The sequence below is a fragment of the Dactylosporangium sp. NPDC006015 genome (assembly GCF_040614215.1).
In the GTDB taxonomy this organism is placed as follows: Bacteria; Actinomycetota; Actinomycetes; order Mycobacteriales; family Micromonosporaceae; genus Dactylosporangium; species Dactylosporangium maewongense.
This window is the reverse complement of record NZ_JBEXUD010000005.1, coordinates 260,158-281,089: the sequence shown is the minus strand read 5'-3', so window position 1 is coordinate 281,089 and position 20,932 is coordinate 260,158. Positions and strand designations below refer to the sequence as shown.

The 20,932-nt window shown below is 72.6% G+C and carries 17 protein-coding genes; 7 read left to right on the top strand and 10 right to left on the bottom strand.

Annotation, left to right across the window (positions count from 1 at the left end):
* Positions 1–225 precede the first annotated feature (225 nt).
* The gene (locus ABZ321_RS11910; RefSeq protein WP_354890881.1) at positions 226–1,350 is read right to left on the bottom strand and encodes a glycosyltransferase; all 1,125 of its coding nucleotides are present in this window, start codon (positions 1,348–1,350) and stop codon (positions 226–228) included.
* A gap of 118 nt (positions 1,351–1,468) precedes the next feature.
* On the opposite strand from ABZ321_RS11910, the gene ABZ321_RS11905 reads away from it, so the two are divergent.
* The 4 genes from ABZ321_RS11905 (at position 1,469) to purE (ending at position 5,834) form a co-directional block, all read left to right on the top strand.
* On the top strand, positions 1,469–3,436 hold the full coding sequence (locus ABZ321_RS11905; protein WP_344501689.1) for a thioredoxin domain-containing protein: 1,968 nt from the start codon (positions 1,469–1,471) through the stop codon (positions 3,434–3,436).
* Between the two features lie 106 nt (positions 3,437–3,542).
* On the top strand, positions 3,543–4,100 hold the full coding sequence (locus ABZ321_RS11900) for a hypothetical protein (protein WP_344501690.1): 558 nt from the start codon (positions 3,543–3,545) through the stop codon (positions 4,098–4,100).
* Positions 4,101–4,203: 103 nt separating this feature from the next.
* A complete protein-coding gene (locus ABZ321_RS11895; protein ID WP_344501691.1) occupies positions 4,204–5,334 on the top strand; it encodes a 5-(carboxyamino)imidazole ribonucleotide synthase in 1,131 nt (376 codons plus the stop codon).
* Positions 5,331–5,834: a 5-(carboxyamino)imidazole ribonucleotide mutase gene (purE, locus tag ABZ321_RS11890; RefSeq protein ID WP_344501692.1), complete on the top strand. Its 504-nt coding sequence runs from the start codon at positions 5,331–5,333 to the stop codon at positions 5,832–5,834. The genes ABZ321_RS11895 and purE overlap by 4 nt, the downstream gene beginning before the upstream one ends.
* A 4-nt stretch (positions 5,835–5,838) precedes the next feature.
* Here the strand turns inward: purE and ABZ321_RS11885 are convergent, their stop codons facing one another.
* Together ABZ321_RS11885 and ABZ321_RS11880 are read right to left on the bottom strand one after the other, a co-directional pair.
* Entirely contained in the window at positions 5,839–8,661 is a 2,823-nt protein-coding gene (locus ABZ321_RS11885; protein ID WP_354890880.1) for an AbfB domain-containing protein, read from the bottom strand.
* Between the two features lie 669 nt (positions 8,662–9,330).
* Positions 9,331–10,773, bottom strand: a complete 1,443-nt coding sequence (locus ABZ321_RS11880) for a hypothetical protein (protein WP_354890879.1) — start codon at positions 10,771–10,773, stop codon at positions 9,331–9,333.
* Between the two features lie 193 nt (positions 10,774–10,966).
* On the opposite strand from ABZ321_RS11880, the gene trpB reads away from it, so the two are divergent.
* Genes trpB through ABZ321_RS11865 form a run of 3 tightly spaced genes read left to right on the top strand, consistent with a single transcriptional unit; the run spans position 10,967 to position 13,626 of the window.
* On the top strand, positions 10,967–12,124 hold the full coding sequence (gene trpB, locus ABZ321_RS11875) for a tryptophan synthase subunit beta (protein ID WP_354890945.1): 1,158 nt from the start codon (positions 10,967–10,969) through the stop codon (positions 12,122–12,124).
* Positions 12,121–12,864 (top strand): tryptophan synthase subunit alpha, encoded by a 744-nt coding sequence (gene trpA, locus ABZ321_RS11870; protein ID WP_354890878.1) that lies wholly within the window; start codon positions 12,121–12,123, stop codon positions 12,862–12,864. The genes trpB and trpA overlap by 4 nt, the downstream gene beginning before the upstream one ends.
* Positions 12,865–12,867: 3 nt before the next feature.
* Positions 12,868–13,626 carry a GntR family transcriptional regulator gene (locus ABZ321_RS11865; protein ID WP_354890944.1) on the top strand — a complete coding sequence of 253 codons (759 nt, stop codon included), beginning with the start codon at positions 12,868–12,870 and terminating at the stop codon, positions 13,624–13,626.
* Between the two features lie 377 nt (positions 13,627–14,003).
* Here ABZ321_RS11865 and ABZ321_RS11860 read toward each other — a convergent pair whose 3' ends face one another.
* The 7 genes from ABZ321_RS11860 to ABZ321_RS11830 all read right to left on the bottom strand — a co-directional run bounded on the left by ABZ321_RS11860 (position 14,004) and on the right by ABZ321_RS11830 (position 20,930).
* Positions 14,004–14,666 carry a hypothetical protein gene (locus tag ABZ321_RS11860; protein WP_344501696.1) on the bottom strand — a complete coding sequence of 221 codons (663 nt, stop codon included), beginning with the start codon at positions 14,664–14,666 and terminating at the stop codon, positions 14,004–14,006.
* 87 nt (positions 14,667–14,753) lie between these two features.
* The gene (locus ABZ321_RS11855; RefSeq protein WP_354890877.1) at positions 14,754–15,335 is read right to left on the bottom strand and encodes a TIGR03086 family metal-binding protein; all 582 of its coding nucleotides are present in this window, start codon (positions 15,333–15,335) and stop codon (positions 14,754–14,756) included.
* A 100-nt stretch (positions 15,336–15,435) separates the two neighbouring features.
* On the bottom strand, positions 15,436–16,221 hold the full coding sequence (locus ABZ321_RS11850) for an ABC transporter permease (protein WP_354890876.1): 786 nt from the start codon (positions 16,219–16,221) through the stop codon (positions 15,436–15,438).
* A 43-nt stretch (positions 16,222–16,264) separates the two neighbouring features.
* Complete coding sequence (locus ABZ321_RS11845) at positions 16,265–17,038, bottom strand: ABC transporter permease (RefSeq protein WP_354890875.1); 774 nt, start codon at positions 17,036–17,038, stop codon at positions 16,265–16,267.
* Positions 17,035–18,000, bottom strand: coding sequence for an ABC transporter ATP-binding protein (locus ABZ321_RS11840; RefSeq protein ID WP_354890874.1), 966 nt, complete (start codon positions 17,998–18,000; stop codon positions 17,035–17,037). The genes ABZ321_RS11845 and ABZ321_RS11840 overlap by 4 nt, the downstream gene beginning before the upstream one ends.
* A gap of 89 nt (positions 18,001–18,089) precedes the next feature.
* A complete protein-coding gene (locus ABZ321_RS11835) occupies positions 18,090–20,504 on the bottom strand; it encodes a bifunctional diguanylate cyclase/phosphodiesterase (protein ID WP_354890873.1) in 2,415 nt (804 codons plus the stop codon).
* Between the two features lie 186 nt (positions 20,505–20,690).
* Positions 20,691–20,930, bottom strand: a complete 240-nt coding sequence (locus ABZ321_RS11830) for a hypothetical protein (RefSeq protein ID WP_344501702.1) — start codon at positions 20,928–20,930, stop codon at positions 20,691–20,693.
* Between the last annotated feature and the right edge of the window lie 2 nt (positions 20,931–20,932).

The following is a 20,932-nucleotide window of genomic DNA, read 5'->3' as shown; positions in this document are numbered from 1 at the left end:
GCCGTGACGGTCATCAACGAGAGCTGACGATCAGGGCGGCCGTTCCTGTTCGCGACCGACCACGGCAGGACCCCGGCCGACGTGCGCGGCGTCACGGTCGAGCCCGGCGCCGTGACGGTCATCAACGAGAGCTGACGATCAGGGCGGCCGTTCCTGTTCGCGACCGACCACGGCAGGACCCCGGCCGACGTGCGCGGCGTCACAGCCGAGCCCGGCGCCGTGGCGTCATCGACGAGAGCTGACGATCAGGTCGGCGGCCAGCGCGGTGTAGCGGGTGGCGACGGTGGCCCAGTCGGCGCCGGCGGTGCGGCGCAGCCCTTCGGCCCGCATGCCGGCGGCCAGGTCGGGGTCGGTGAGGACGCGCTTGAGCGCGGCACCGACGGCGGCGCCGTCGCGGTGCGGCACGAGCAGGCCCGCGCCGGAGCCGAGCAGATCCACGGCGTGCGGGAACGGGGTCGCGACGACGGGCTTGCCGGCCGCGACCGCCTCGTGCAGCACCCCGGAGGACACCTGCTCGGTCGAGTCGTAGGGCAGGACGACGACGTCGGCGCGGTCGACCAGGCGGGCGAGCACCGCCGGGTCGGCGTACGAGCGCTCGAACCGGACGAGCTCCGCCACACCGAAGGCACGGACCTTCTTGTAGAGGCCCAGCCGGTAGGACTCGCCCTCCTCCGCGAGGACCTTGGGGTGGGTCTGGCCGGAGATCACGAGCCGGGGGCGCGGCGACAGGTGCCGCACCTCCCGCATCCCGGCGATCGCCCACTCGACGCCCTTGCCCGGCGCGAGCAGCCCCCACGTGAGCACCATCGGCTCACCCGACGAGCTGACCGTGCGGATCGCCGGCCGCACCAGGGCGCCGTGCGGCACCAGGTGGACCTTCGCCGGGTCGACGGTGCAGGTCTCGTGCAGGCGGGCCCGGGCCGCCTCGGTGGTCACGACGACGGCGCCGGCGAGGGACGCCACCGTCTCCAGTACCCACCGCTGGTGCTGGCTCGGCCGGCGCAGCACTGTGTGCAGCACGACGATGCTGGGCGCCCGGAGCCGGCGCAGCACCTCGAGCACCGTGTCGCCGTCGCTGCCGCCGAAGATGCCGTAGTCGTGGTTGACGACGACGGCGTCGTGCCGGTCGAGCGCGGCGGCGGCCACCTCGGCCGCGCCGTCGGCGCCCGTGAGGAGGTGCGCGATCACCTCGGGCCGGTCGGTGAAGGTCGGCGAGTCGACGGCCCGGACGACCTCGACCCGCTCGACGCCGGGCGTGGCGGCCAGCGCGGTGCTGAGCGCACCGGCGAACGCGGCAACGCCGCTCTGGGTCGGCGGATACGTGCTGAGCAGCCCGAAGGACGTGGTCACCGCGCGTCCACCTTTCGTCGGTGGGCTCGGCGCCTGGGGATGAGCGTGGCCGGACCTTCCAGGCTCACCGTACACCCGGCGCGGCCGCGGCTCCGCGGTCGGATCGTAGGGTTGAGGCATGGCCAACCGTCTCGCCGACGCGACCTCGCCGTATCTGCAGCAGCACAAGGACAACCCGGTCGACTGGTGGCAGTGGTCGCCGGAGGCGTTCGAGGAGGCACGACGCCGGGACGTTCCTGTGCTCATCTCCGTCGGCTACGCGGCGTGCCACTGGTGTCATGTGATGGCGCACGAGTCGTTCGAGCACGAGGGCGTCGCTGCGCTGGTCAACGAGCTGACGGTGCCGGTGAAGGTGGACCGGGAGGAGCGGCCGGACGTCGACGCGGTGTACATGACGGCGACGCAGGCGATGACCGGGCAGGGCGGCTGGCCGATGACGGTGTTCGCCACGCCCGACGGGGAGCCGTTCTACTGCGGCACCTACTTCCCGCGGGACGCGTTCCAGCGGCTCGTCCACGCCGTGTCGGACGCCTGGCGGACCCAGCGCGACGCGGTGCTCCAACAGAGCGCGGCGGTGGTCGACGCGATCAGGCAGGTCGCCGCGAAGCCACCCGCCGGCCCGATGCACGAGGGCGTCCTCGACGCGGCCGCGCAGAGCCTCGTGAAGGCCTACGACAAGGAGCACGGCGGGTTCGGCGGGGCGCCCAAGTTCCCCCCGCACATGAACCTGCTGTTCCTGCTGCGGCACTACCAGCGCACCCACGACGACGAGGTGCTGGGCATCGTGCGGTACACGGCCGAGCGGATGGCCCGGGGCGGGATGTATGACCAGCTCGCCGGCGGCTTCGCGCGGTACTCGGTGGACGAGACGTGGACGGTGCCGCACTTCGAGAAGATGCTCTACGACAACGCGCTGCTGCTGCGGACGTATGTGCAGCTCGACCGCATCGCCGGCGGCGGCACCGCGCGGCGGGTGGCCGGGGAGGTCGCCGACTTCCTGCGCCGCGACCTGCACGACGGCCACGGGTTCATCTCGGCGCTGGACGCCGACACCGACGGCGTCGAGGGCCTCACGTATGTGTGGACACCGAAGCAGATCGACGAGGTGCTCGGCGAGATCGACGGCGCGTGGGCGCGCTACCTGCTGGAGGTGACCGCCGACGGCACGTTCGAGCACGGCGCGTCGGTGCTGCAGCTGCCGGAGGACCCGATCAACCTGGAGCGCTGGCTCGACATCAAGCGGCGCCTGCTGGAGGCCAGGGACACCCGGCCGCAGCCCAGCCGCGACGGCAAGATCGTCGCGGCGTGGAACGGGCTGGCCATCACCGCGCTGATCGAGTTCGGCCAGGTGTACGGCGACCAGCAGGCCGTCCAGCTCGCCGTGGACACCGCGCGGTATCTGGCGGAGACCCACCTCGTCGACGGCCGCCTGCGGCGGGTGTCGCGCGACGGCGTCGCCGGCGCTCCGGCCGGCGTCCTGGAGGACTACGGCGCCGTCGCGGAGGCGTTCTGCGCGGTGCACCAGGCGACCGGCGACGGCGAGTGGCTGACCCTCGCGGGCCGGCTCCTCGACGTGGCCCTGGAGCGGTTCGCCGACCCGGCCGGCGGCTTCTTCGACACTGCCGACGACGCGGAGCAGCTGGTCAGCCGCCCCGCCGACGTGACCGACAACGCGACGCCGTCCGGCCTGTCGGCGATCGCGGCGGCGCTCGTCGCCTACTCGGCGCTGACGGCGGACGTCGCGAAGCGGGAGGCGGCGGAGCGCGCCCTGGCCACGGTCGCGATGGTGGCGGCCACCCACGGCCGGTTCACCGGTTACGCGTGCGCGGTCGGCGAGGCGCTGCTGTCCGGCCCGTACGAGATCGCGATCGCCACCCAGGACCGCCACGACCCGCTCGTCACCGCCGCCTGGTGGCACGCCCCGCCCGGCGCGGTGGTCGTCGCCGGCCCGCCGGACACGCCGGGGGTGCCGCTGCTGGAGAGCCGGATGCTGCGGGACGGCCGGCCCACGGCGTACATCTGCCGCGGCTTCGTCTGCGACGCGCCGGTCACCGAGCTGGAGGACCTGGTCTCAGGCCTCGGCTAGGAGCGCCGTTCCCCTCAGGGCGAACACGCCCTCCTTTGGCATGCTCTTGTAACGGTGTAATCATGTAATCAGCGTTGCAAGAGCAAGTGAGTAAGGGAGTAAGCAGATGCGACGAGGAGAATGGGGCCGCGGCGGCGGTCCGCGCAGCGAGCCCCCGCCCGCCACCGACGCGCCCGCCTGGATCGGCGGCGCGCTGCCCGACGGCTGGTTCACCGGACCCGCCGAGATCACCATCGACCGCGACGAGATCACCATCGTCGGCCGGCTCAGCGACCCGCCCCTCCCCGACGACGCGACCGACGCCGACCGGTCCGCCGCCGAGCAGGGCCGCATCGCCGGGTTCCGGGAGACCACCCGCGACCAGCGGATCGGCATCGCCCAGCAGCTGGAGCGGCGCTACCAGCGCAAGGTCGCGTGGGGCGTGCGGGTCGGCGAGAATCGGGAGCTGTTCACCACGTTCTCCGCGCCGGTCATGACCCGGCTGCGGCAGGCCGAGCGGCAGGTCCTGGACACCCTTGTGGACTCCGGCGTGGCCCGGTCCCGCTCGGAGGCGCTGGCCTGGTGCGTCGCCCTCGTCGGCCAGCACGCCGAGTCGTGGCTGGCCGAGCTCCGCCAGGCCATGACCCAGGTCGACGAGCTCCGCAAGCAGGGCCCGTCGGTGTGATCCGCGCCGGGCACCGCCGGGAGTGCCCGCCGGTGTGATCCGTGCCGGTCGCGGCGCCCGGGACTCGGGTGCCGCGACCGGAAAACGCTAGGCTCACCAGCCTATGGACTCGCGAACCGGACTCCCCGTCGTGGGCATGGTGGGCGGCGGCCAGCTGGCCCGCATGACCCACCAGGCCGCCATCGCCCTCGGACAGTCGCTCCGGGTGCTCGCCGTCTCCGCCGACGACGGGGCCGCGCTCGTCGCCGCCGACGTCGTCATCGGCCGGCACGATGACATCGACGCGGTGCGGGCGTTCGCGAAGGGGTGCGACGTGGTCACCTTCGACCACGAGCACGTGCCCGGCGACCTGATCCGCACGCTCGCCGCGGAGGGTGTCACGCTGCTGCCGGGGGCCGACGCCCTCCGGTACGCCCAGAACAAGCGCGACATGCGCGCCCACCTCGCGGAGCTCGGCTTCCCCGTGCCCCGCTGGACGGACGGCGACCTCCAGCAGTTCGGCGACGAGGTCGGCTGGCCGATCATCGTCAAGACCGCCACGGGTGGCTACGACGGCCGCGGCGTCTTCGTCGCCCACTCGGTCGCCGACATCCCGGACGTGGAGGGGCTGATCGGCGAGGAACGCGTCCAGCTCAAGCGGGAGCTCGCCGCCGTCGTCGCCAGGTCGCCGCTCGGCCAGGTGGCCGCCTACCCGGTGGTCGAGACCGTGCAGCAGGACGGCATCTGCGTCGAGGTGCTCGCGCCGGCGCCCGGGCTCGACGAGGACGTGGCGGTCGAGGCGCAGCGGCTCGCCATCGACATCGCCACCCGGCTCGGGGTGGTCGGCGTGCTCGCCGTGGAGTTGTTCGAGACGACGACCGGGAAGATCCTGGTCAACGAGCTGGCGATGCGCCCGCACAACTCCGCGCACTGGACGATCGAGGGCGCCAGGACCTCGCAGTTCGAGCAGCACCTGCGGGCCGTGCTCGACTACCCGATGGGTGACACCAGGCTCACCGCCCCCGCGGTCGTGATGGCCAACGTGCTCGGCGGCGCGCCCGGCGGGATGCCGATCGACGAGCGGCTGCACCACCTGTTCGCCGAGGAGCCCGGCGCCAAGGTCCACCTGTACGGCAAGCAGGTCCGGCCCGGGCGCAAGATCGGCCACGTGACGGTCCTCGGCGACGACATGGAAGACTGCCGCCGGCGCGCCGCCCGGGCCGCCCGGATCCTCGAAGAAGGGTATGTGCATTGACCGACGTCGGCATCATCATGGGCAGCGACTCCGACTGGCCCGTGATGCGGCTCGCCGCCGAGGCGCTGGACGAGTTCGGCGTGTCCTATGAGGTACGGGTCGTCTCCGCCCACCGCACGCCGCACCTGATGCTCGACTACGCCGGCGAGGCCGTCGCCCGCGGGCTGAAGGTCATCATCGCGGGGGCCGGCGGCGCGGCGCACCTGCCGGGCATGGTCGCCTCCGCCACTCCCCTGCCGGTCATCGGGGTGCCGGTACCGCTGAAATACCTCGACGGCATGGACTCGTTGATGTCGATCGTGCAGATGCCGGCCGGCATCCCCGTCGCCACCATGGCGATCGGCGGCGCCCGCAACGCCGGGCTGATGGCCGCCCGCATCCTCGCCGTCGGCGATCCCGAGCTGCTGGCGAAGGTCCGTGACTTCCAGGAGTCGCTGCGCGCGATGGTGGCGGAGAAGGACGCCGCCCTCTCCGCCACCATCGCGGGCCTCAACGCCTAGGGCGTCACGGGGCCCACGGTGCGGCCAGGTTCCAGCTGCTGTCGGCGCTGAGCGCCTGCGGCCGCTGGAACCCGGTGCCGTTGCCGGCGGAGATGTACACCTGCGACTCGAAGTGCCGCAGGTACGAGCCGGGGATGTTGATCGACTCGAACGTGACGCCGGTGCCGCCGATGCCCGGGCGGGCGCAGAACGTGGCGTCGGCGAGGAACAGCGCCGAGCCGTCGTTCACCGAGTTGCGGACCCGGCTGTCGGCGTGCCGCAGGAACTGGCCGGGGAAGTTCACCGACTCGAACGAGTAGCACGACGAGTCGGCCAGCCCGCGCCGCACCGTGTACGTGGCGTCGGCCTTCAGCAGTGCGCTGCTGCCGCCGTTCACGATCTCGGTGTAGGCGAGGCTGTCCGAGTGCCGCAGGTAGCGGTCGGTGAAGCCCCACGTGGTGACCTGCAGCGACTTGCGCACGTCGGTCTGCAGCTGCACCGAGCTGCGCCACAGCGCCGGGTTCGCCGTGTTCCAGGTCGCGTCGGCGGCGAAGCCGGACGCGGTGTCCCACGCGTTGGCGCCGCCGCTGCGCGCCAGGTAGACGTTGTCGGCGTAGTGGCGCATGTACGAGCCGGGGAAGTTGTACGACTCGAACGACGTGCCGCCCGCCGCCAGCCCGGGCCGGCTGCACCAGGTCGCGTCCGCGGCGAAGCTGCCGCCCGTGTTGGGGTCGATGCGGACGCGGAGGTTGGCGTGCCGCAGGTACTGGCCGGGGAAGTTCACGGACTCGAACGAGTAGCACCGCGGGTCGGCCAGGCCGGCCACCGTGCGGAACGACGCGTCCTGCCGCGCCCCGTCGGCGCTCGCCGAGCTGAGCACGTCGGTGCGGGCGAAGCTGTTCGAGTGCCTCAGGTAGCGGTTCGTCAGCCCGGCCGTGGTCACCTGGAACGACCTGACGTGCCCGAGGGTCATCGGCACGGCCGCGTTCAGGTTCTTCGACGCGTTGATGAGGTTGGTGTTCGCGGCGCGGACCAGGTTGGTGTCGACCTTCTGGATCCGCCGGTCGTAGGTGAGCAGCCCGTTGTACTCGCCCTCGACGTCGGTGATCTCGGTGTACACGTACGCCGACAGGCCCCGCGTCGTCATGAGCGCCTGCGTGTCGCGGATCATGCCGGTGAACCGGTCGTTGAGCTGCGCGTTGCTGAACACCTGCTCGTACGCGAAGAACTGCCCGTCCGGGCTCCACTCGTGCCCGGGCGTGCGCAGGCCGATCCCGCCGAACTCGCCGAGGACCGAGACGCGGGTCGATGACGGCAGCGGGGCGTCAGGACCGGTGTAGATGTGCCAGTCGATGATGTCGCCGGTACCGGGGTCGCCCTTGGACGCGCAGCAGTTGTAGCCACTGTGCGGGTTCACCAGGCGGGTCGGGTCGTAGTTCTTCAGGTCCGTGGTGATCCGCTGGGTGTCGGCGAGGTTCCACTCGCCCCAGCCCTCGTTGAACGGTACATAGGTGACGACCGCCGGCGAGAACCGGTGCTCGTCGATGATCTCGCGCGCCTCGGACTCCAGCTCGGCGATCTGCGCCGGCGTCCGGTTCGCGTCGAACGCCTGCGTCGACGAGATGTCCTGCCACACCAGCAGGCCCAGGCGGTCGGCATGGTAGTACCAGCGCGCGGGCTCGACCTTGATGTGCTTGCGGACCATGTTGAACCCGAGGTCCTTGTGCTTCTGCAGGTCGGAGGCGAGCGCGGCGTCGGTCGGCGCGGTGTAGAGCCCGTCGGGCCAGAAGCCCTGGTCGAGCGTGCCGGCCTGGAAGATGAACTCGCCGTTGAGGGTCGGGCGGAGCACGCCGTTGACCAGCTTCTTGCCGATCTCCCGCATCCCGAAGTAGCTCACGACCTGGTCCACGGTCGCGCCGGCGCTGTTGCGCAGCGAGACCCGCAGGTTGTACAGGAACGGGTCGTCCGGCGACCACCGGCGCGCGTTCGGCACCGGCACGCTGAACTCGGTGAACCCGCCGGTCGCGCTGCCGACGACGGTCGTGCCGTTCATCGCCTCGGCGAAGACGGTGTGCCCCGTGACGTTGCCGCGGGTGAAGACCCTGACCCGCGCGGTGTTGTTGGCCAGGTTGGCGTAGATGTCGACGGAGTAGATCGACGACACCGGCGTCGGCTCCAGCCACACCGTCTGCCAGATCCCGGACGTCGGCGTGTAGAAGATGCCGCTCGGGCTGTTGGTCTGCTTGCCGATCGGCTGCTTCTCGCCGCGGCCGTCGGTCGGGTCGTACACCCGCACGACGATCTCGTTGTTACCGCCGTTGAGCTGCGGCGTGATGTCGACCTCGAAGCGGTCGTAGCCGCCCTTGTGGGTGGTGACCTGCACCCCGTTGACCCACACGGTGGCCTCGTAGTCCACGGCGCCGAAGTGCAGCTGGACGCGCCGCCCGTTCCACCCGGCCGGCACGGTGAACGTCCGCCGGTAGAACATCAGGTCACGGTTGTCGTTGCGCATGATGCCGGACAGCGCCGACTCGACCGGGAACGGCACCAGGATCCGCTCCGGCAGCGTCTGCCCCAGCGGCGGCGCCGCGTAGCGGTTCACGTTGCCGGCGCCGTCGGTGGCGGGGTTCAGGAACTCCCACTCCCCGTTGAGCGGCTGCCACTCGTTGCGGGTCATCTGCGGCCGCGGGTACTCGGGCAGCGGGTTCGTCGTGGACACCTGGCTGGTCCACGGCGTCGTCAGCGGCGGCGTCTTCGGCACGACGGCCGAGGCCGGCGCACCCGACGCCACCAGCCCCCCGGCGACGACGGTCAGGACGGCCAGTGTGCGGGCGAGGAGATGGCGCATCGAACTCCTTCTGGCGGGAAAGAGCACGCGGAACCGGCCCGCGGCCGGTTGGCGATCGGCCGCGCGCTGGCAGCGAGCGTTGTGGCGGGCATCGACGGGCTTGGGTAGGGCCCAGGTTCCGGGAACGTAACATGAAACATTCCCGAACGGAACAGCTCACATGTGCCCACTAATCAAACAGAATCCACCATAGTTTTCGAAAGACACTTGGCACTTCCTGCCGCAAGCACTCAACGAGGCCGCTGGAGGGCCGCACTTCGCGGCTGCCGCGGCGGCCGGGACGGAGTCGTTCCGCCACAGTGGACGGTCGAACCTGACCGAGGACACCGTGCTCGCCGTGCACGGCGACGCGGGCTTCCCCGATGCGGCCGGGGACGACGGCGCCGACCTCGCCCGCCTCCATCAGCAGCCCCGACCCGCACCCGATCCAGAGCACGCGAGCGACCACGCAACCGCGCGCAGCGCCGGACAACCCCCATCGGGGTGGCCAGGGCCGAGGCCGCCGCCGCATGGCTCACCAATGGCACTGTGCCGCGCCCATTGGATGACGGTCAGCCAGCGCGCGGGGCTCCCACCGGCGAGATCACCGACAAGACGCTGCGCGCAGGCCCCTCCACCGGGTCGTCGACCCGGTCCGGACGACGGCAGGCCGTGCAATGCGGGCGGGGCTCAGGCGCGGTGGCCGTTGGGGATGGCTGCGCGGACGGCGTCCCAGGGCATGGCGGCGACGGCGCGGGTCAGGCGGGTGGACCAGGCGACGACGACGTCCAGGTCGCCGGAGCCCTCGCACAGCAGGTGCTGCCCCTCGATCCACCACGGCGGGACGGCCATGAACAGCTCGGGGACCGGGACGCGGCCGGCGAAGAGGCCCGCGAGGGCGGGGTCCGGCGCGCCGGGGGCGACCTGGCCGGCCTGGTCGAAGGCGGTGTGCGACAGATACGGCACCGGGGTGGGCAGCGGCACCATCCAGATGGTCTGCACCGGGTCGGAGCGGCGGGGTTTGCGCCGGTACCGGTCGCCGACGAGCACCGGCACGCCGTCGACGGCGCCCCTGAGCACGTCATACAGGTCGACGGACTGGGCGTGCTCCTGGACGCCGATGACGGCGCGGCCGGTCTGCGGGCCGGGGACGGGCACGGCGAGCGAGGGCAGGAACTCCCAGCCGCGCTGGGAGGCCAGCCGCTGCCGGGCGCGGGTCGGGCGCAGTGCCGGCAGGCGCCGATACGCATTGAGCACCACCGACAGGACGCCCATCTCCAGGGCGAGGACCACGGTCGCCGTCACGTACTTGTTGACCTGCGGGATCAGGGCGGCTACGGCGATCATCGTGACGAGACCGCCGATGGCGGCGAAGATCGCGCCGACGACGGCGATCCGGCCGTCGAAGCGGGTCCCGAGCAGGCCGACGGTGACGCCGATGACGAGGAAGCCGATGACCGCCGCCATCGCACCGGGCAGCCCGGCCCGGGACAGCGGGACGGCGATGGCGGCGACGAGAAGACCGCCGACGATGACGGCGAGGACCGCGATGGCGCGGTCGCTGAGGCCGACGCCGGCCGGGCCGCGGCCGACTTCCCGTCGTGCCGGCCGGATCTGGCACCGGCGGGCGACGAGCTCCGCCTCGAGCCGCTCGACGAACGCCTTGTAGTCCGTCTTGTCGGCGCCGGTGATGTCCACCGCGCGGCCGTCGAGCGTGACCAGGCCGGCTGCGGTGATCTTGTCGTCCTTGCGGGTGACGTGCATCTCGTCGATCCACGAGAACGGGGCGGCGTCGACGCTGCGGTTGCGGCTCCACACCAGGCCGTGCTCGTAGTGGTGGACGACGACGTAGGCGCCGAAGAGCCGGTAGAAGGCATAGCCCGCCGCGGCCAGGCCGGCGATCGCCAGCAGCACGACGATCAGGGCGAGCGCCTTCACCTGGAGGAACTCGATGGACGAGACGATCCAGCTGACGAGGGCGGCGGCACCGAACAGGATCGCCGAGATGACGAGGCCGGTGGCGCACTCCACCACCGGGTGGTCGCCCTTGTGCATGGCGACGTGCGCGCCGAGCTGCTGCCGCTCCGCGAGCGCGGCCACGCGTGGCGGCACGCTGACGGTCGATGCGTCCATGGTTTCCCCCGTCCTGGTCGATCGACGCAGGACGCTACGCCATGTGGCGTCCGCCCCGCGACCCCGGCCGCGTTGACTTCCGTCACGGAGTCTGTCACTGTTCTAGAACTGTCGCAACTGTTCTAGAACTCTGGGAGTGGGCATGGGCGATCTGCTGATCCGGCCGAGCCGCACGCCGTCGCGCGTCCGGCTGATGGACGACCCGGGACCGCTGGGCAGGTTCGGGGACTATGGCGGGCGTTACGTCCCCGAGTCCCTGATCCCCGCCTGCCGGCGGGTCGAGGAGGCGTTCCGGGAGGCGTGGGCCGACCCCGCGTTCCGGCACCAATTGGCCGGCCTGCTCGCCACGCACGCCGGGCGGCCGACGCCGCTGACCCCCGCGGTGCGGCTGTCCGCCGAGCTCGGCGTGACGCTGCTGCTCAAGCGGGAGGACCTCACCCACACGGGCTCACACAAAATCAATAACGTGATCGGCCAGGCGCTGCTCGCGAGCAGGATGGGGCACAAGCGGCTGATCGCCGAGACGGGCGCCGGGCAGCACGGGGTGGCGACGGCGACCGCGGCGGCGATGTTCGGCATGGCGGCGACCGTGTTCATGGGCGAGCGCGACATCGAGCGGCAGGCGCTCAACGTGTTCCGGATGCGGATGCTCGGTGCCGAGGTCGTGCCCGTCCGCACCGGCGCGAGGACGTTGAAGGACGCCACCAGCGAGGCGATGCGGCACTGGGTCGGCTCGACCGCCGACAGCTACTACTGCATGGGATCCGTGCTCGGCCCGATGCCCTATCCGTGGATGGTGCGCGAGTTCCAGCGGGTCATCGGCGACGAGGCGCGCCAGCAGTGCGCCACCGCGCTGCCCGCGGCGGTGCCCGACCACGTCGTGGCGTGCGTCGGCGGCGGGTCCAACGCGGCCGGGACCTTCGCCGGGTTCGTCGACACCACGGCGAAGCTGGTCGGGGTCGAGGCCGAGGGCGGTGCCGGCGCGACCCGCGGCAGCCTCGGCGTGCTGCACGGGGTGCGGTCGATGTTCCTGCAGGACGACGACGGCCAGGTCCTGGAGGCCCACTCGATCGCCGCGGGGCTCGACTATCCGGGCATCGGCCCCGAGCACGTGCACCTGCGGGACCTCGGCCGCGCCCGGTATGTGACGGTCAGCGACGCCGAGGTGGTCGACGCCGTCGTCCGGCTCGCCCGCACCGAGGGGATCGTGGCGGCGCTCGAGTCCGCGCACGCGGTCGCGTGGGTGATCCGCGCCGCCGCCGACGGCACGCTGCCCGCCGGCTCGACCGTCCTGCTGACCCTGTCCGGCCGCGGCGACAAGGACATCTCCGCACTGAAGGAGCTGCTGTGAAGCTGCCGACCGACCGCAAGGTCCTGATGCCGTATCTCACCGGCGGCGCCGTCGCCGAGTGGACCGACCACCTCCGGGCGCTCGTCGACAACGGTGCCGACGCGATCGAGGTCGGCCTGCCGTTCTCCGACCCGACGCTCGACGGTGCCACGATCCAGGAGGCGACCCACGCGGCCCTCACCCGGGGCGCGACGCTGCGCGGCATCCTGGCCCGCATCCCGGAGGTCGCCGGGGCCGTGCCGCTCGTCGCCAGCACGTATGCCAACCTCCTCGTCCGCGACGACGCGTTCTGCCGCGGCCTCCGCGACGCCGGTTTCGACGGGCTGATCGTCCCCGACCTGCCGCTGGAGGAGTGCGCCAAGGCGAGTGCCAAGGCAGAAGAGCATGACCTGGATCTGGTGCTGCTGGCGTCGCCCGCCACCCCGGACGAGCGCCTCGGCGAGATCGCGCGGCGCAGCCGGGGCTTCGTGTATGCGGTCACGGTGATGGGCACGACCGGCGAGCGCGAGACCCTCGCCGCGTCCGCCGGCGACTTGGCGCGCCGGCTCGCCGGCCGCTGCGACCTGCCGGTGTTGCTAGGATTCGGCATCTCCACCCCGGCCCAGGCGGCCGAGGCAGCCCGCCTCGCCGACGGTGTCGTCATCGGCGCGGCGATCATGCGCCGGGTGCTTGACGGCGCCACGCCGGCCGAGATCGGGGCCTATGTCCGGTCGATCCGGGAGGCCATGGACGAAGGGTGAGCCATCAACGCCGAGCCGCGGTATCGCAGCATCGCTGCCGACCTGGCCGAGAAGATCCGCGCCGGGGAGTATGCGCCTGGTGCGGCGCTGCCCGGGCAGCGCGACCTCAGCCACAGCTACGGCGTGACCCTGATGACGCTCCGGCAGGCACTGCGGCACCTCAGCGACGAGGGGCTGATCGTGCAGCGGGCGGGGAAGGGCACGTATGTGGCGCCGCCGCACCTGGCGTACCGGCTGGGCCCGCTGCGCAACCTCGCGGACGACCTGCGCGAGCAGGGCCTCGAGGTGCAGACCCGGGTGCTGGACCAGGCGCTGCGCCGGCCTCCGTCGCCGGTCGCGGTCTTACTGGGGGCGCCGGCGCTGCGGCTCGAGCGGGTCAGGGCGTTCGCCGGGCGGCCGGCCGTGCACCAGGTGTCGTGGGTTCGCAAGCCGTTCGGCAACCGGATCCGGGCGGCCGACTTCGCCACGGCGTCGCTGTACCTGACGCTGGCCGACGCCGGGGTGGCCGTCGCCAGGGCAAGCGAGACGATCCGGCCCGCGGTGCTGGAGGAGGAGCTGGCCGGGCACCTGCACGCCGAGGTGGGCACGCCGGTGTTCGTCAGCGAGCGGATCACCTACTCGCTGGACGACACCCCCGTCGTCGCCGACCGCGCCGTGATCCTCGGCGAGATGATGGAGATCCGGGCCACCCGAGCCGCGTCCGGCCTGTCCCTGACCTGGTCGGACGTGGCCGCCGAGGTGGTCCCCCGCCGGCAGCCGTAGCGACCGGAACGGAACACGCACAGCGACAGGCCGCGTGGTGCAGCGCCGACGCCGTCAAGCTCGTCCCGGCTGACACGGACTGATGCAGAGCCGGTGATGGCGAGCCACGGCCCGGCGCCGGCGGACGAGCGGCAAGTACACGTCCCGCATCGGTCGGCGTTGCAGCGCATCTGAGCTCGGCCAGCAGCGGCCTGTCGCGGGAGACCAGCAGCGGCCGGGTCACTGAGACCGACCAGCGGCCCTCGCGGAGGCCGACCAGCAGCCCGTTGCAGAGGCCGAGCAGCAGCGGCCGGTTGCGGAGGCCGGTCAGCGAAGATGCGGTCCCGCGGGCTGAGAAGTTCACGACGCCGGAGGTCGGCAGGGGCGGTGCCGGGGAGTCAGACGTGGCCGCGGAGGGACTCGTCGTAGATGACGGTGGGGGGTGGATTCAGCAGGTCGTGGGCGGCCTTGCTGAACGTGCTCGCGTCGCGGCGGCGGCGGAGCTCCACCGTCACCGACTCGCAGGACGCCTCGCCGTCCAGGGCGGCGACCGCGCCTGACGGGAGCAGGAACACCGGGGCGGTCGGGCCGACGGCGGTGTCCGCGGGGCGGCCCGCGATGCCGACGACGGTGGCGTTGACGACGGCCTGGCCGCGGGACAAGGTTGTCCGTTCGCCGAGGCGGATGTCGTGGGCGGCGGCGGTGCGCTCGTCGATGAGGACCTGCGCGTCGGAGGCCGGGTAGGTGCCCGAGCGCACCGCCGACCAGCGCAGGCCCGGCCGGCTGGCGGCGGTCAGCACCGTCGCGCCGTTGAGCAGGCCGCGGGAGGTGACGACGGTGACGCCGTAGAGGGTGGTGCCGCACTCGACGGCGGCGGCCTGGGGCAGGGACGCGATGCGGTCGACCTGCTTCGGCGTGAACCTGCCGACGAGGCGCACGTCCGCGTCGCCGGGCAGGTCCGTGAACTGGGTGGATTTCTCATACCGGTCGAGGACCACGAACGCCCCGACCGCGACCGCACCGATGACGAAGCCGGCGACGATCGTCCGCTCCCCGCGCATGCCGCAGACGGTACCGGAGCGGTCACCCACGGTCGGGGAGCCACGCAGGGGGCCGCCCGAGTGGGTGGCCCCCAACTGCGGAGCGGGTCAGGCCGCGCGGCCGAGGTAGCGCAGCAGGGTCACCGCCGGGCCGGCGTCGTCGGCCGGCAGGGCCGCGGCGTAGGCGCCGTAGGCCCGCAGCGGCTCGACGATCTCGCGCGCCACCGGCAGCAGCCGCTCGGCGAGGCCGTCGGACAGCGGCGACGGCTGTCCGGTCGCGACCGCGACGTCCCACGCGTGGACGGCGGCGTCCAGGCCGGCCGCCCCGGCGCCGAGCCAGCCGGCCATCTTGCCCTGCGGCAGCGGCGTGGGCGCGTCGGTCGCGTCGGCGGCGACGGTCGCCCAGGCGGCGGTGGAGGCCTGCATCGTGCGCTCGACGAAGTCCTTGAACGCGTCGAGGTCGCCGTCCAGCTCGCCCGACGGCGCGAACGGGTCGAACGTCGGCCAGCCTTCGCCGGTGATCGCGGCGGCGTAGCCGAGCTGGTCGCCCGCGGCGTGCTGGAGGACCTGGGTGACGTTCCACAGCTCGCACGGCGTCGGCAGCAGCAGGTCCGACGGGCGCAGCCCGGCGAGCACCGCCCGCAGCGCCGCGTGCGACTCGTCCAGGACGGTCCAGGTGTTCGAGCTCATCAGACACTCCCTCAACTCGGTGACTGCGACCAGTCTATCAGAACGGAATGCTCCATTCCACTACGAGACCGAAGCGAAGTGGAGGAGCCGGCGAAGCACTTCAGGCGACGTCGAGCGTGGCCTTGCGGCGGCTCTCGCGCTCGAACCAGGCGAGCAGGGCCAGGCCGACCACCACGTACAGCACGCCGAGACCCGCCTCGGCGAGCACGTCGTCGCGCACCGACGCCAGCCCCGCGCCGGCCGCGACCTCGCGGGCCGCCGCGATGCCGTGGGTCAGCGGCAGCCAGCCGGCGACGGCGGCCATCCAGTCCGGCAGCTCCGACAGCGGGACGTTGACGCCGGCGAAGACGAGCAGGACGCCGACGACCAGGTTGGACAGGACGGCCACCTCGCGGACCCGCAGCGACAGCGCCGCGTTGGCGAGGCCGAGCCCGGTGCACGCGAACGCCGACACCGCCACCACGCCGGTGAGCGGCAGCAGCGACGACGCCCTGATCGGCACGTCCAGCAGCAGCGACCCGGCGAGCAGCGCGACGAGCGCGACGGCGAGCCCGTTGACCACGACGGGCAGTGCGCGGCCGAGGAAGAGCGGGATGCGCCGCGCCGGCGAGACGAGCAGCAGGCCGAGGGTCCCCTGGCGGCGCTCGTCGCCGACGGTGATGCTCATCGCGAAGATGCAGGGGATGGCGGCATTCTGCACGGCGTTGCCGATGACGTAGTACGCGTCGTCGCCGACGCCCGCGGTGCGGCCGACATAGGCGAAGAAGAGGATCTGCGCGATCGGCCCGACGACGAACGTCGGGATCAGGATCCACGGGCTCAGCCACGAGAACAGCGCCCGGTAGCTGGTGAGCCCGCCCAGGAAGAACAGCCGCAGCGCGCTCATGACCGCACCCCGGCGGCGCCGCGGCGCTCCGCGAAGCAGCCGCTCATGTCAGCGCCAGGGTGGCGTGGCGGCGGGCGGCGTCGACGAGGCGGACCGCCAGGAGGGAGCCGACCAGGCCGTACACCACGGCAAGACCCAGACAGGCGGCCAGCGCGGGCAAGGCGTCGCGCCCCTCGGCGGCGGCACGGATCGCGTCGATGCCCCAGGTCGGCGCGAGCAGCCACGAGATCGGGCGGATCCACGCGGGCAGCAGGTCCAGGGGCACAAGGAAGCCGCTGATCAGCCAGACGGGCATCTCCAGGGCGGTGCCGAGGGCCCACGCGGTGCGATACCGCACGGACGAGACCGCGAGCAGGAACCCCAGGACGCCGATCGACACGACGGTGACCGCCGCGGCGAGCACGAACTGGACGGGCCGCTGGATGGCGAGGTCGACACCGAAGGCGAAGCGGCCCCACACGAGGGTGACGACGAGGCTGTACGCGCCGATCGTCGCCATCGACAGCGTGACCGGCAGGATCACCACGGGCAGCGGCGTCGGCGCGGCGACGAGCAGCTCGAGGGTGCCCTGCCGGCGCTCCTGCTGCAGCGCGGCCGAGGCGGTGGTGCTGGTCGAGGACCACACGCCCATGACGCTGGCGCCCACGGCGGCGCTGAGCAGCGCGGCACCCGACGCGTCGCCGTGGCGGAACATCATGAAGACGACGGTGGAGAAGAACAGCGGGTAGAGGACGCCGAGCAGCCCGTCGAAGGCGGAGCGGCTGCGCATCTTCAGCTGCAACCACCAAGCGAGCCCGATGACGCGGACGTAGGTCACGCGGCACCGACCAGCTCGACATACGCGTCCTCCAGGGTCGGCTGCCGGGTCGCCACCCGGCCGACCCTGGCGCCGGCGAGCGCGCCGAGGACCGGCTGGGCCACCTCGGCGCCGGGCTCGGCGTGCACGAGCAGGACCTGGGCCGGGCCGCGCTCGTCGATGACCAGCGAGCGGACGCCGGGCAGCGCGCGGACCCGGTCGCCGGCGCCGTCGGGCAGGCCGAAGACCTCGACCTCCACCACGTTGCCGACACTGACCTTCTGCTTGAGCTGCTCGGGCGTGCCCTCGGCGACGATGCGGCCGCCGGCGAGCACGGCGATGCGGTCGCACAGCTCGTCTGCCTCGAACATGTAGTGCGTGGTGAGCAGCACCGTGGTGCCCTGCGCGATGAGGGCCTTCACCGTCTGCCGCAGCTCGCGGGCGCCGACGGGGTCGATGCCGATGCTGGGCTCGTCGAGGAAGAGGACCTCGGGGCGGTGCAGCAGGCCGCGGGCGATGTGCAGCCGCTGGCGCATCCCGCGGGAGTAGCCCTCGACCCGCTCCTTTTCGCGGCCGGTCAGGCCGACGAGGTCGAGCAGCTCGCCGATGCGGGCGCGCTGCTCGCGGGCCGGCACCGCGTACAGCTCGGCGAAATACCGCAGGTTGTCCAGGCCGGACAGGCGCTCATACAGCCCGCGGTCGCCGCCGAAGACGTAACCGACGCGGCGGCGCACCTCGCGCGGGCTGGCGACCACGTCGTGGCCGAGCACCTCGATCCGCCCGCCGGTCGGCAGCAGCAGCGTGATGAGCATCTTGATCGTGGTGGTCTTGCCGGCGCCGTTGGGCCCGAGCAGGCCATACAGCTCGCCGCGCTCCACCTGGAAGGAGATGCCCCGCACGGCCTCGACGACCTTCTCGGTGCGGCGCAGGCCGCTGCGGGACCGGAACGTCCGCCGCAGGTCGGACACATCGATGATCGCCATCCCGGGCCCCCGCTCAAGAATTGCTGGGGCAGACCCTAGCACCGGTCCGCGACCCCCGAGGACCGTCGATGCGCACGGTGACGGACGGACTACCCGGCGCCCTCGGCGCGCAGGTGACGGCGCTGCACCTGGCGGCGCTCGCGCAGGACGGCCGCCAGGCGTTCGGCGGCCAGCGGCGGGTGGAACAGGAAGCCCTGCGCGGAGGTGCAGCCCAGCGCGGCCAGGGCTGCGCGCTGGTCGGGGTTCTCCACGCCTTCGGCGACGACGCGCAGCTTGAGCCGCAGCCCGAGCTCGACCGTGGCCCGGACGATCGCCTCGGCCTTCGGGGAGTCGATCATCTGCGCGACGAACTCCCGGTCGATCTTCACCTCTTGTACGGGCAGCCGCGTGAGCACGGTGAACGAGGAGAACCCGGTGCCGAAGTCGTCGACCGCGAGCTGGACGCCGAGCCGCCGGATGCGGGCGAGGACGTCGTCGATGACGGGCGACTGCGACAGCATCACGGTCTCGGTGATCTCCAGGACGAGCAGCTCGGCCGGGAGGCGGTGGCGGGCGAGCAGGTCGCCGATCGCCTCGGGCAGCTGCCGCTCCAGGAGGCTGCGGGCGGAGATGTTGACCGACACGGGGACGGCGAGGCCGGCGCGCCGCCAGCTGGACGCGAGGCCGATCGCCCGGTCGAGGACCCACCGGGTGAGCGGGCCCATCAGCTCGCTGGCCTCCACGACGGGCAGGAACTGGCCGGGGGTGAGCGGCCCTCGGCGCGGGTGCTTCCACCGCACGAGCGCCTCGACGCCGGTGATCTGCTGCGCGCCGGGCGCCAGCGAGACGGCCGGCTGCAGTTCGACGCTGAGCTGCTCGCCGGCGTTCAGCGCCTCCCGCAGCTCGGCGAGCAGGGCGAGGCGGTCGGTGCTGGCGTCGTCGCGCCCGGCGTCGTACCAGGCGACGGGCTGGACGGCGCGCTTCGCCTGGTACATGGCGATGTCGGCGCGGCGCAGCAGCTCCGTGAGGTCGACCTCGCCGGCGGCGGCGACGACCACACCGATGGACGGCTCCTTCGACAGGAGCACCCCGTCGATCCGCATCGGCACGGCGATCTGCGCGCTGAGCTTGCGGGCCCGCTCGACGGCGGCGGCGAGGGCGAGGTCGGCGCCGCCGGTGTCGAGGTCGGTGATGAGCAGCGCGAACTCGTCGCCGCCGAGGCGGGCGAGCAGGTCGCCGGCGCCGCCGGCCTCGGTGACCCGGCCGGCGATCACGCGCAGCACCTCGTCGCCGGCCGCGTGGCCGAGGGCGTTGTTGACCTCTTTGAAGTCGTTGACGTCCAGCAGCAGCATGGCGACGGGGTCGTGCGGCCCGCGGCGGCGGAGCAGCGCGTTGCCGCGCGACAGCAGCGCCGCCCGGTTGAACAGGCCGGTCAGGGGGTCGTGGACGGCGTCGTACGTGGTGCGCTCGCTCATCGAGCGCAGCTCGTCCTGGCTGATCGCGTCGTGCAGGGCGGCGGCGAGGGCGTCCCCGTACGCGTCGAGCATGCGCTGGTTGCGGGGCCTGAGCCGGCCGAGGCCGGACAGCCGCAGCTCGCCGACGGCGACCGCGCCGACAACCAGGTGGTGGGCCGCCGGGCTCTCGCCGGGACTCGCGCCGAAGACGGTGCCGTCCGCCAGCACGACCTGCGCGCCCGAAGCGCCGAAGAGCCGCCGGGCGCCCTCGATGCCGGCCTCGGCGGTGCCCCGCACGTCGAGCCGGTTGAGGTCGCGGGTCGCCTCGGCGAACTCGTGCCAGGTGCGGCGCTCCTCGCGGTCGCCGATGCGGCTCGCGTAGAGCTGCTGGAGCAGCAGCAGGACCGGCGGCAGGAGCAGCAGCAGGAGCGCGTCGGTGAGGCAGGCCCAGACGACGACCAGGCCGATGACGACGTTGCCGACGACCATGAGCAGCTTGCCGCGCAGCAGCTCGGCGGCGACGGTGGCGGTCCGGCCGCCCCGGGTGGTGGCGACGTGCGCGGCGGTGGCGGTGATCGACACGACGCAGTACACGAGCGCGCCGGCACTCAGGGCGAGGATGCCGTGCGGCGTGAGGGGCGCGTCATGGACCGGCGCGACGAGGGTGGCGGTGGCCGCGGCGAGCGTGCCGGCCAGGGTGAGCGCGGAGACGGTGTAGAGCAGGTCACGCCCGGTGCGGACGCGGCCGGCGCGGGCGTCGACGGTGCGCAGGATGCTGTGCGACACGGCGGCGCCCGGCAGGACGACGAGCGGGATCAGCGGGGCCGGCAGGTTGACGCACAGGATCACGATCGCGGCCTCGCCCCAGGCGAAGGCGGCCTGACCGGCGCCGGCCCGCACTCTCAGGCGGGCGAGCTGGGCGAGGATCACCACGCCGAAGCTCGCCGCGATCGCTCCTGACAGGCCCGAGAGGCCGGGCTGCCTCGTGGCGGTCAGCACCGTCGCGACGGCCACGCCGGCGAAGGCGACGGACGCCACGGCGGCGGTGAGGCGCGCCGGAAGGGGTGTCATCGATGCACCGCATCGACCGACAACAATGACGCTAAGCGGCGACCCGCATGCGCAGCGTGAGCAGATCCGTGGGCAAACGGGGTGTCCACCATCTGCCCCCCTTCCCTGCCCCACAGGGAGACGCGTCCGGCGAAAGGAACGCGCACCCCGTGAAGGCTAAAGCACGGAAGAAAGGCACAACAGTGGTCAGTGCCGCGATTCTAGGTCGGAGCCCTCGTCACTGCGGTCGTCGTCGGACGAGGTGGCGGGTTTGTCGGGATCCGGGAACTCCGCGGGAAGGCGGCGAATCCGCGCGGTCATGTTGCGGATCAACAACACCGTCGCGATCGCGAGCAGGACGATGATGAGCAGCCCCATGGGGCCGGCCAGACCGCCCGAGCGGGTGTCGCCGAAGTTGTTCTCGGCGAGGAACTGCCACGCTTGCATAC

What these genes read in the sequence shown, in the direction of transcription:
- ABZ321_RS11840 (WP_354890874.1), bottom strand. Translation starts at nt 18,000, where the DNA reads ATGGCGATCATCGATGTGTCCGACCTGCGGCGGACGTTCCGGTCCCGC.
- ABZ321_RS11835 (WP_354890873.1), bottom strand. Translation starts at nt 20,504, where the DNA reads ATGACACCCCTTCCGGCGCGCCTCACCGCCGCCGTGGCGTCCGTCGCC.
- ABZ321_RS11880 (WP_354890879.1), bottom strand. Translation starts at nt 10,773, where the DNA reads ATGGACGCATCGACCGTCAGCGTGCCGCCACGCGTGGCCGCGCTCGCG.
- ABZ321_RS11855 (WP_354890877.1), bottom strand. Translation starts at nt 15,335, where the DNA reads ATGAGCTCGAACACCTGGACCGTCCTGGACGAGTCGCACGCGGCGCTG.
- ABZ321_RS11885 (WP_354890880.1), bottom strand. Translation starts at nt 8,661, where the DNA reads ATGCGCCATCTCCTCGCCCGCACACTGGCCGTCCTGACCGTCGTCGCC.
- ABZ321_RS11860 (WP_344501696.1), bottom strand. Translation starts at nt 14,666, where the DNA reads ATGCGCGGGGAGCGGACGATCGTCGCCGGCTTCGTCATCGGTGCGGTC.
- ABZ321_RS11905 (WP_344501689.1), top strand. Translation starts at nt 1,469, where the DNA reads ATGGCCAACCGTCTCGCCGACGCGACCTCGCCGTATCTGCAGCAGCAC.
- ABZ321_RS11830 (WP_344501702.1), bottom strand. Translation starts at nt 20,930, where the DNA reads ATGCAAGCGTGGCAGTTCCTCGCCGAGAACAACTTCGGCGACACCCGC.
- trpB (WP_354890945.1), top strand. Translation starts at nt 10,967, where the DNA reads ATGGACGACCCGGGACCGCTGGGCAGGTTCGGGGACTATGGCGGGCGT.
- ABZ321_RS11900 (WP_344501690.1), top strand. Translation starts at nt 3,543, where the DNA reads ATGCGACGAGGAGAATGGGGCCGCGGCGGCGGTCCGCGCAGCGAGCCC.
- ABZ321_RS11850 (WP_354890876.1), bottom strand. Translation starts at nt 16,221, where the DNA reads ATGAGCGCGCTGCGGCTGTTCTTCCTGGGCGGGCTCACCAGCTACCGG.
- ABZ321_RS11895 (WP_344501691.1), top strand. Translation starts at nt 4,204, where the DNA reads ATGGACTCGCGAACCGGACTCCCCGTCGTGGGCATGGTGGGCGGCGGC.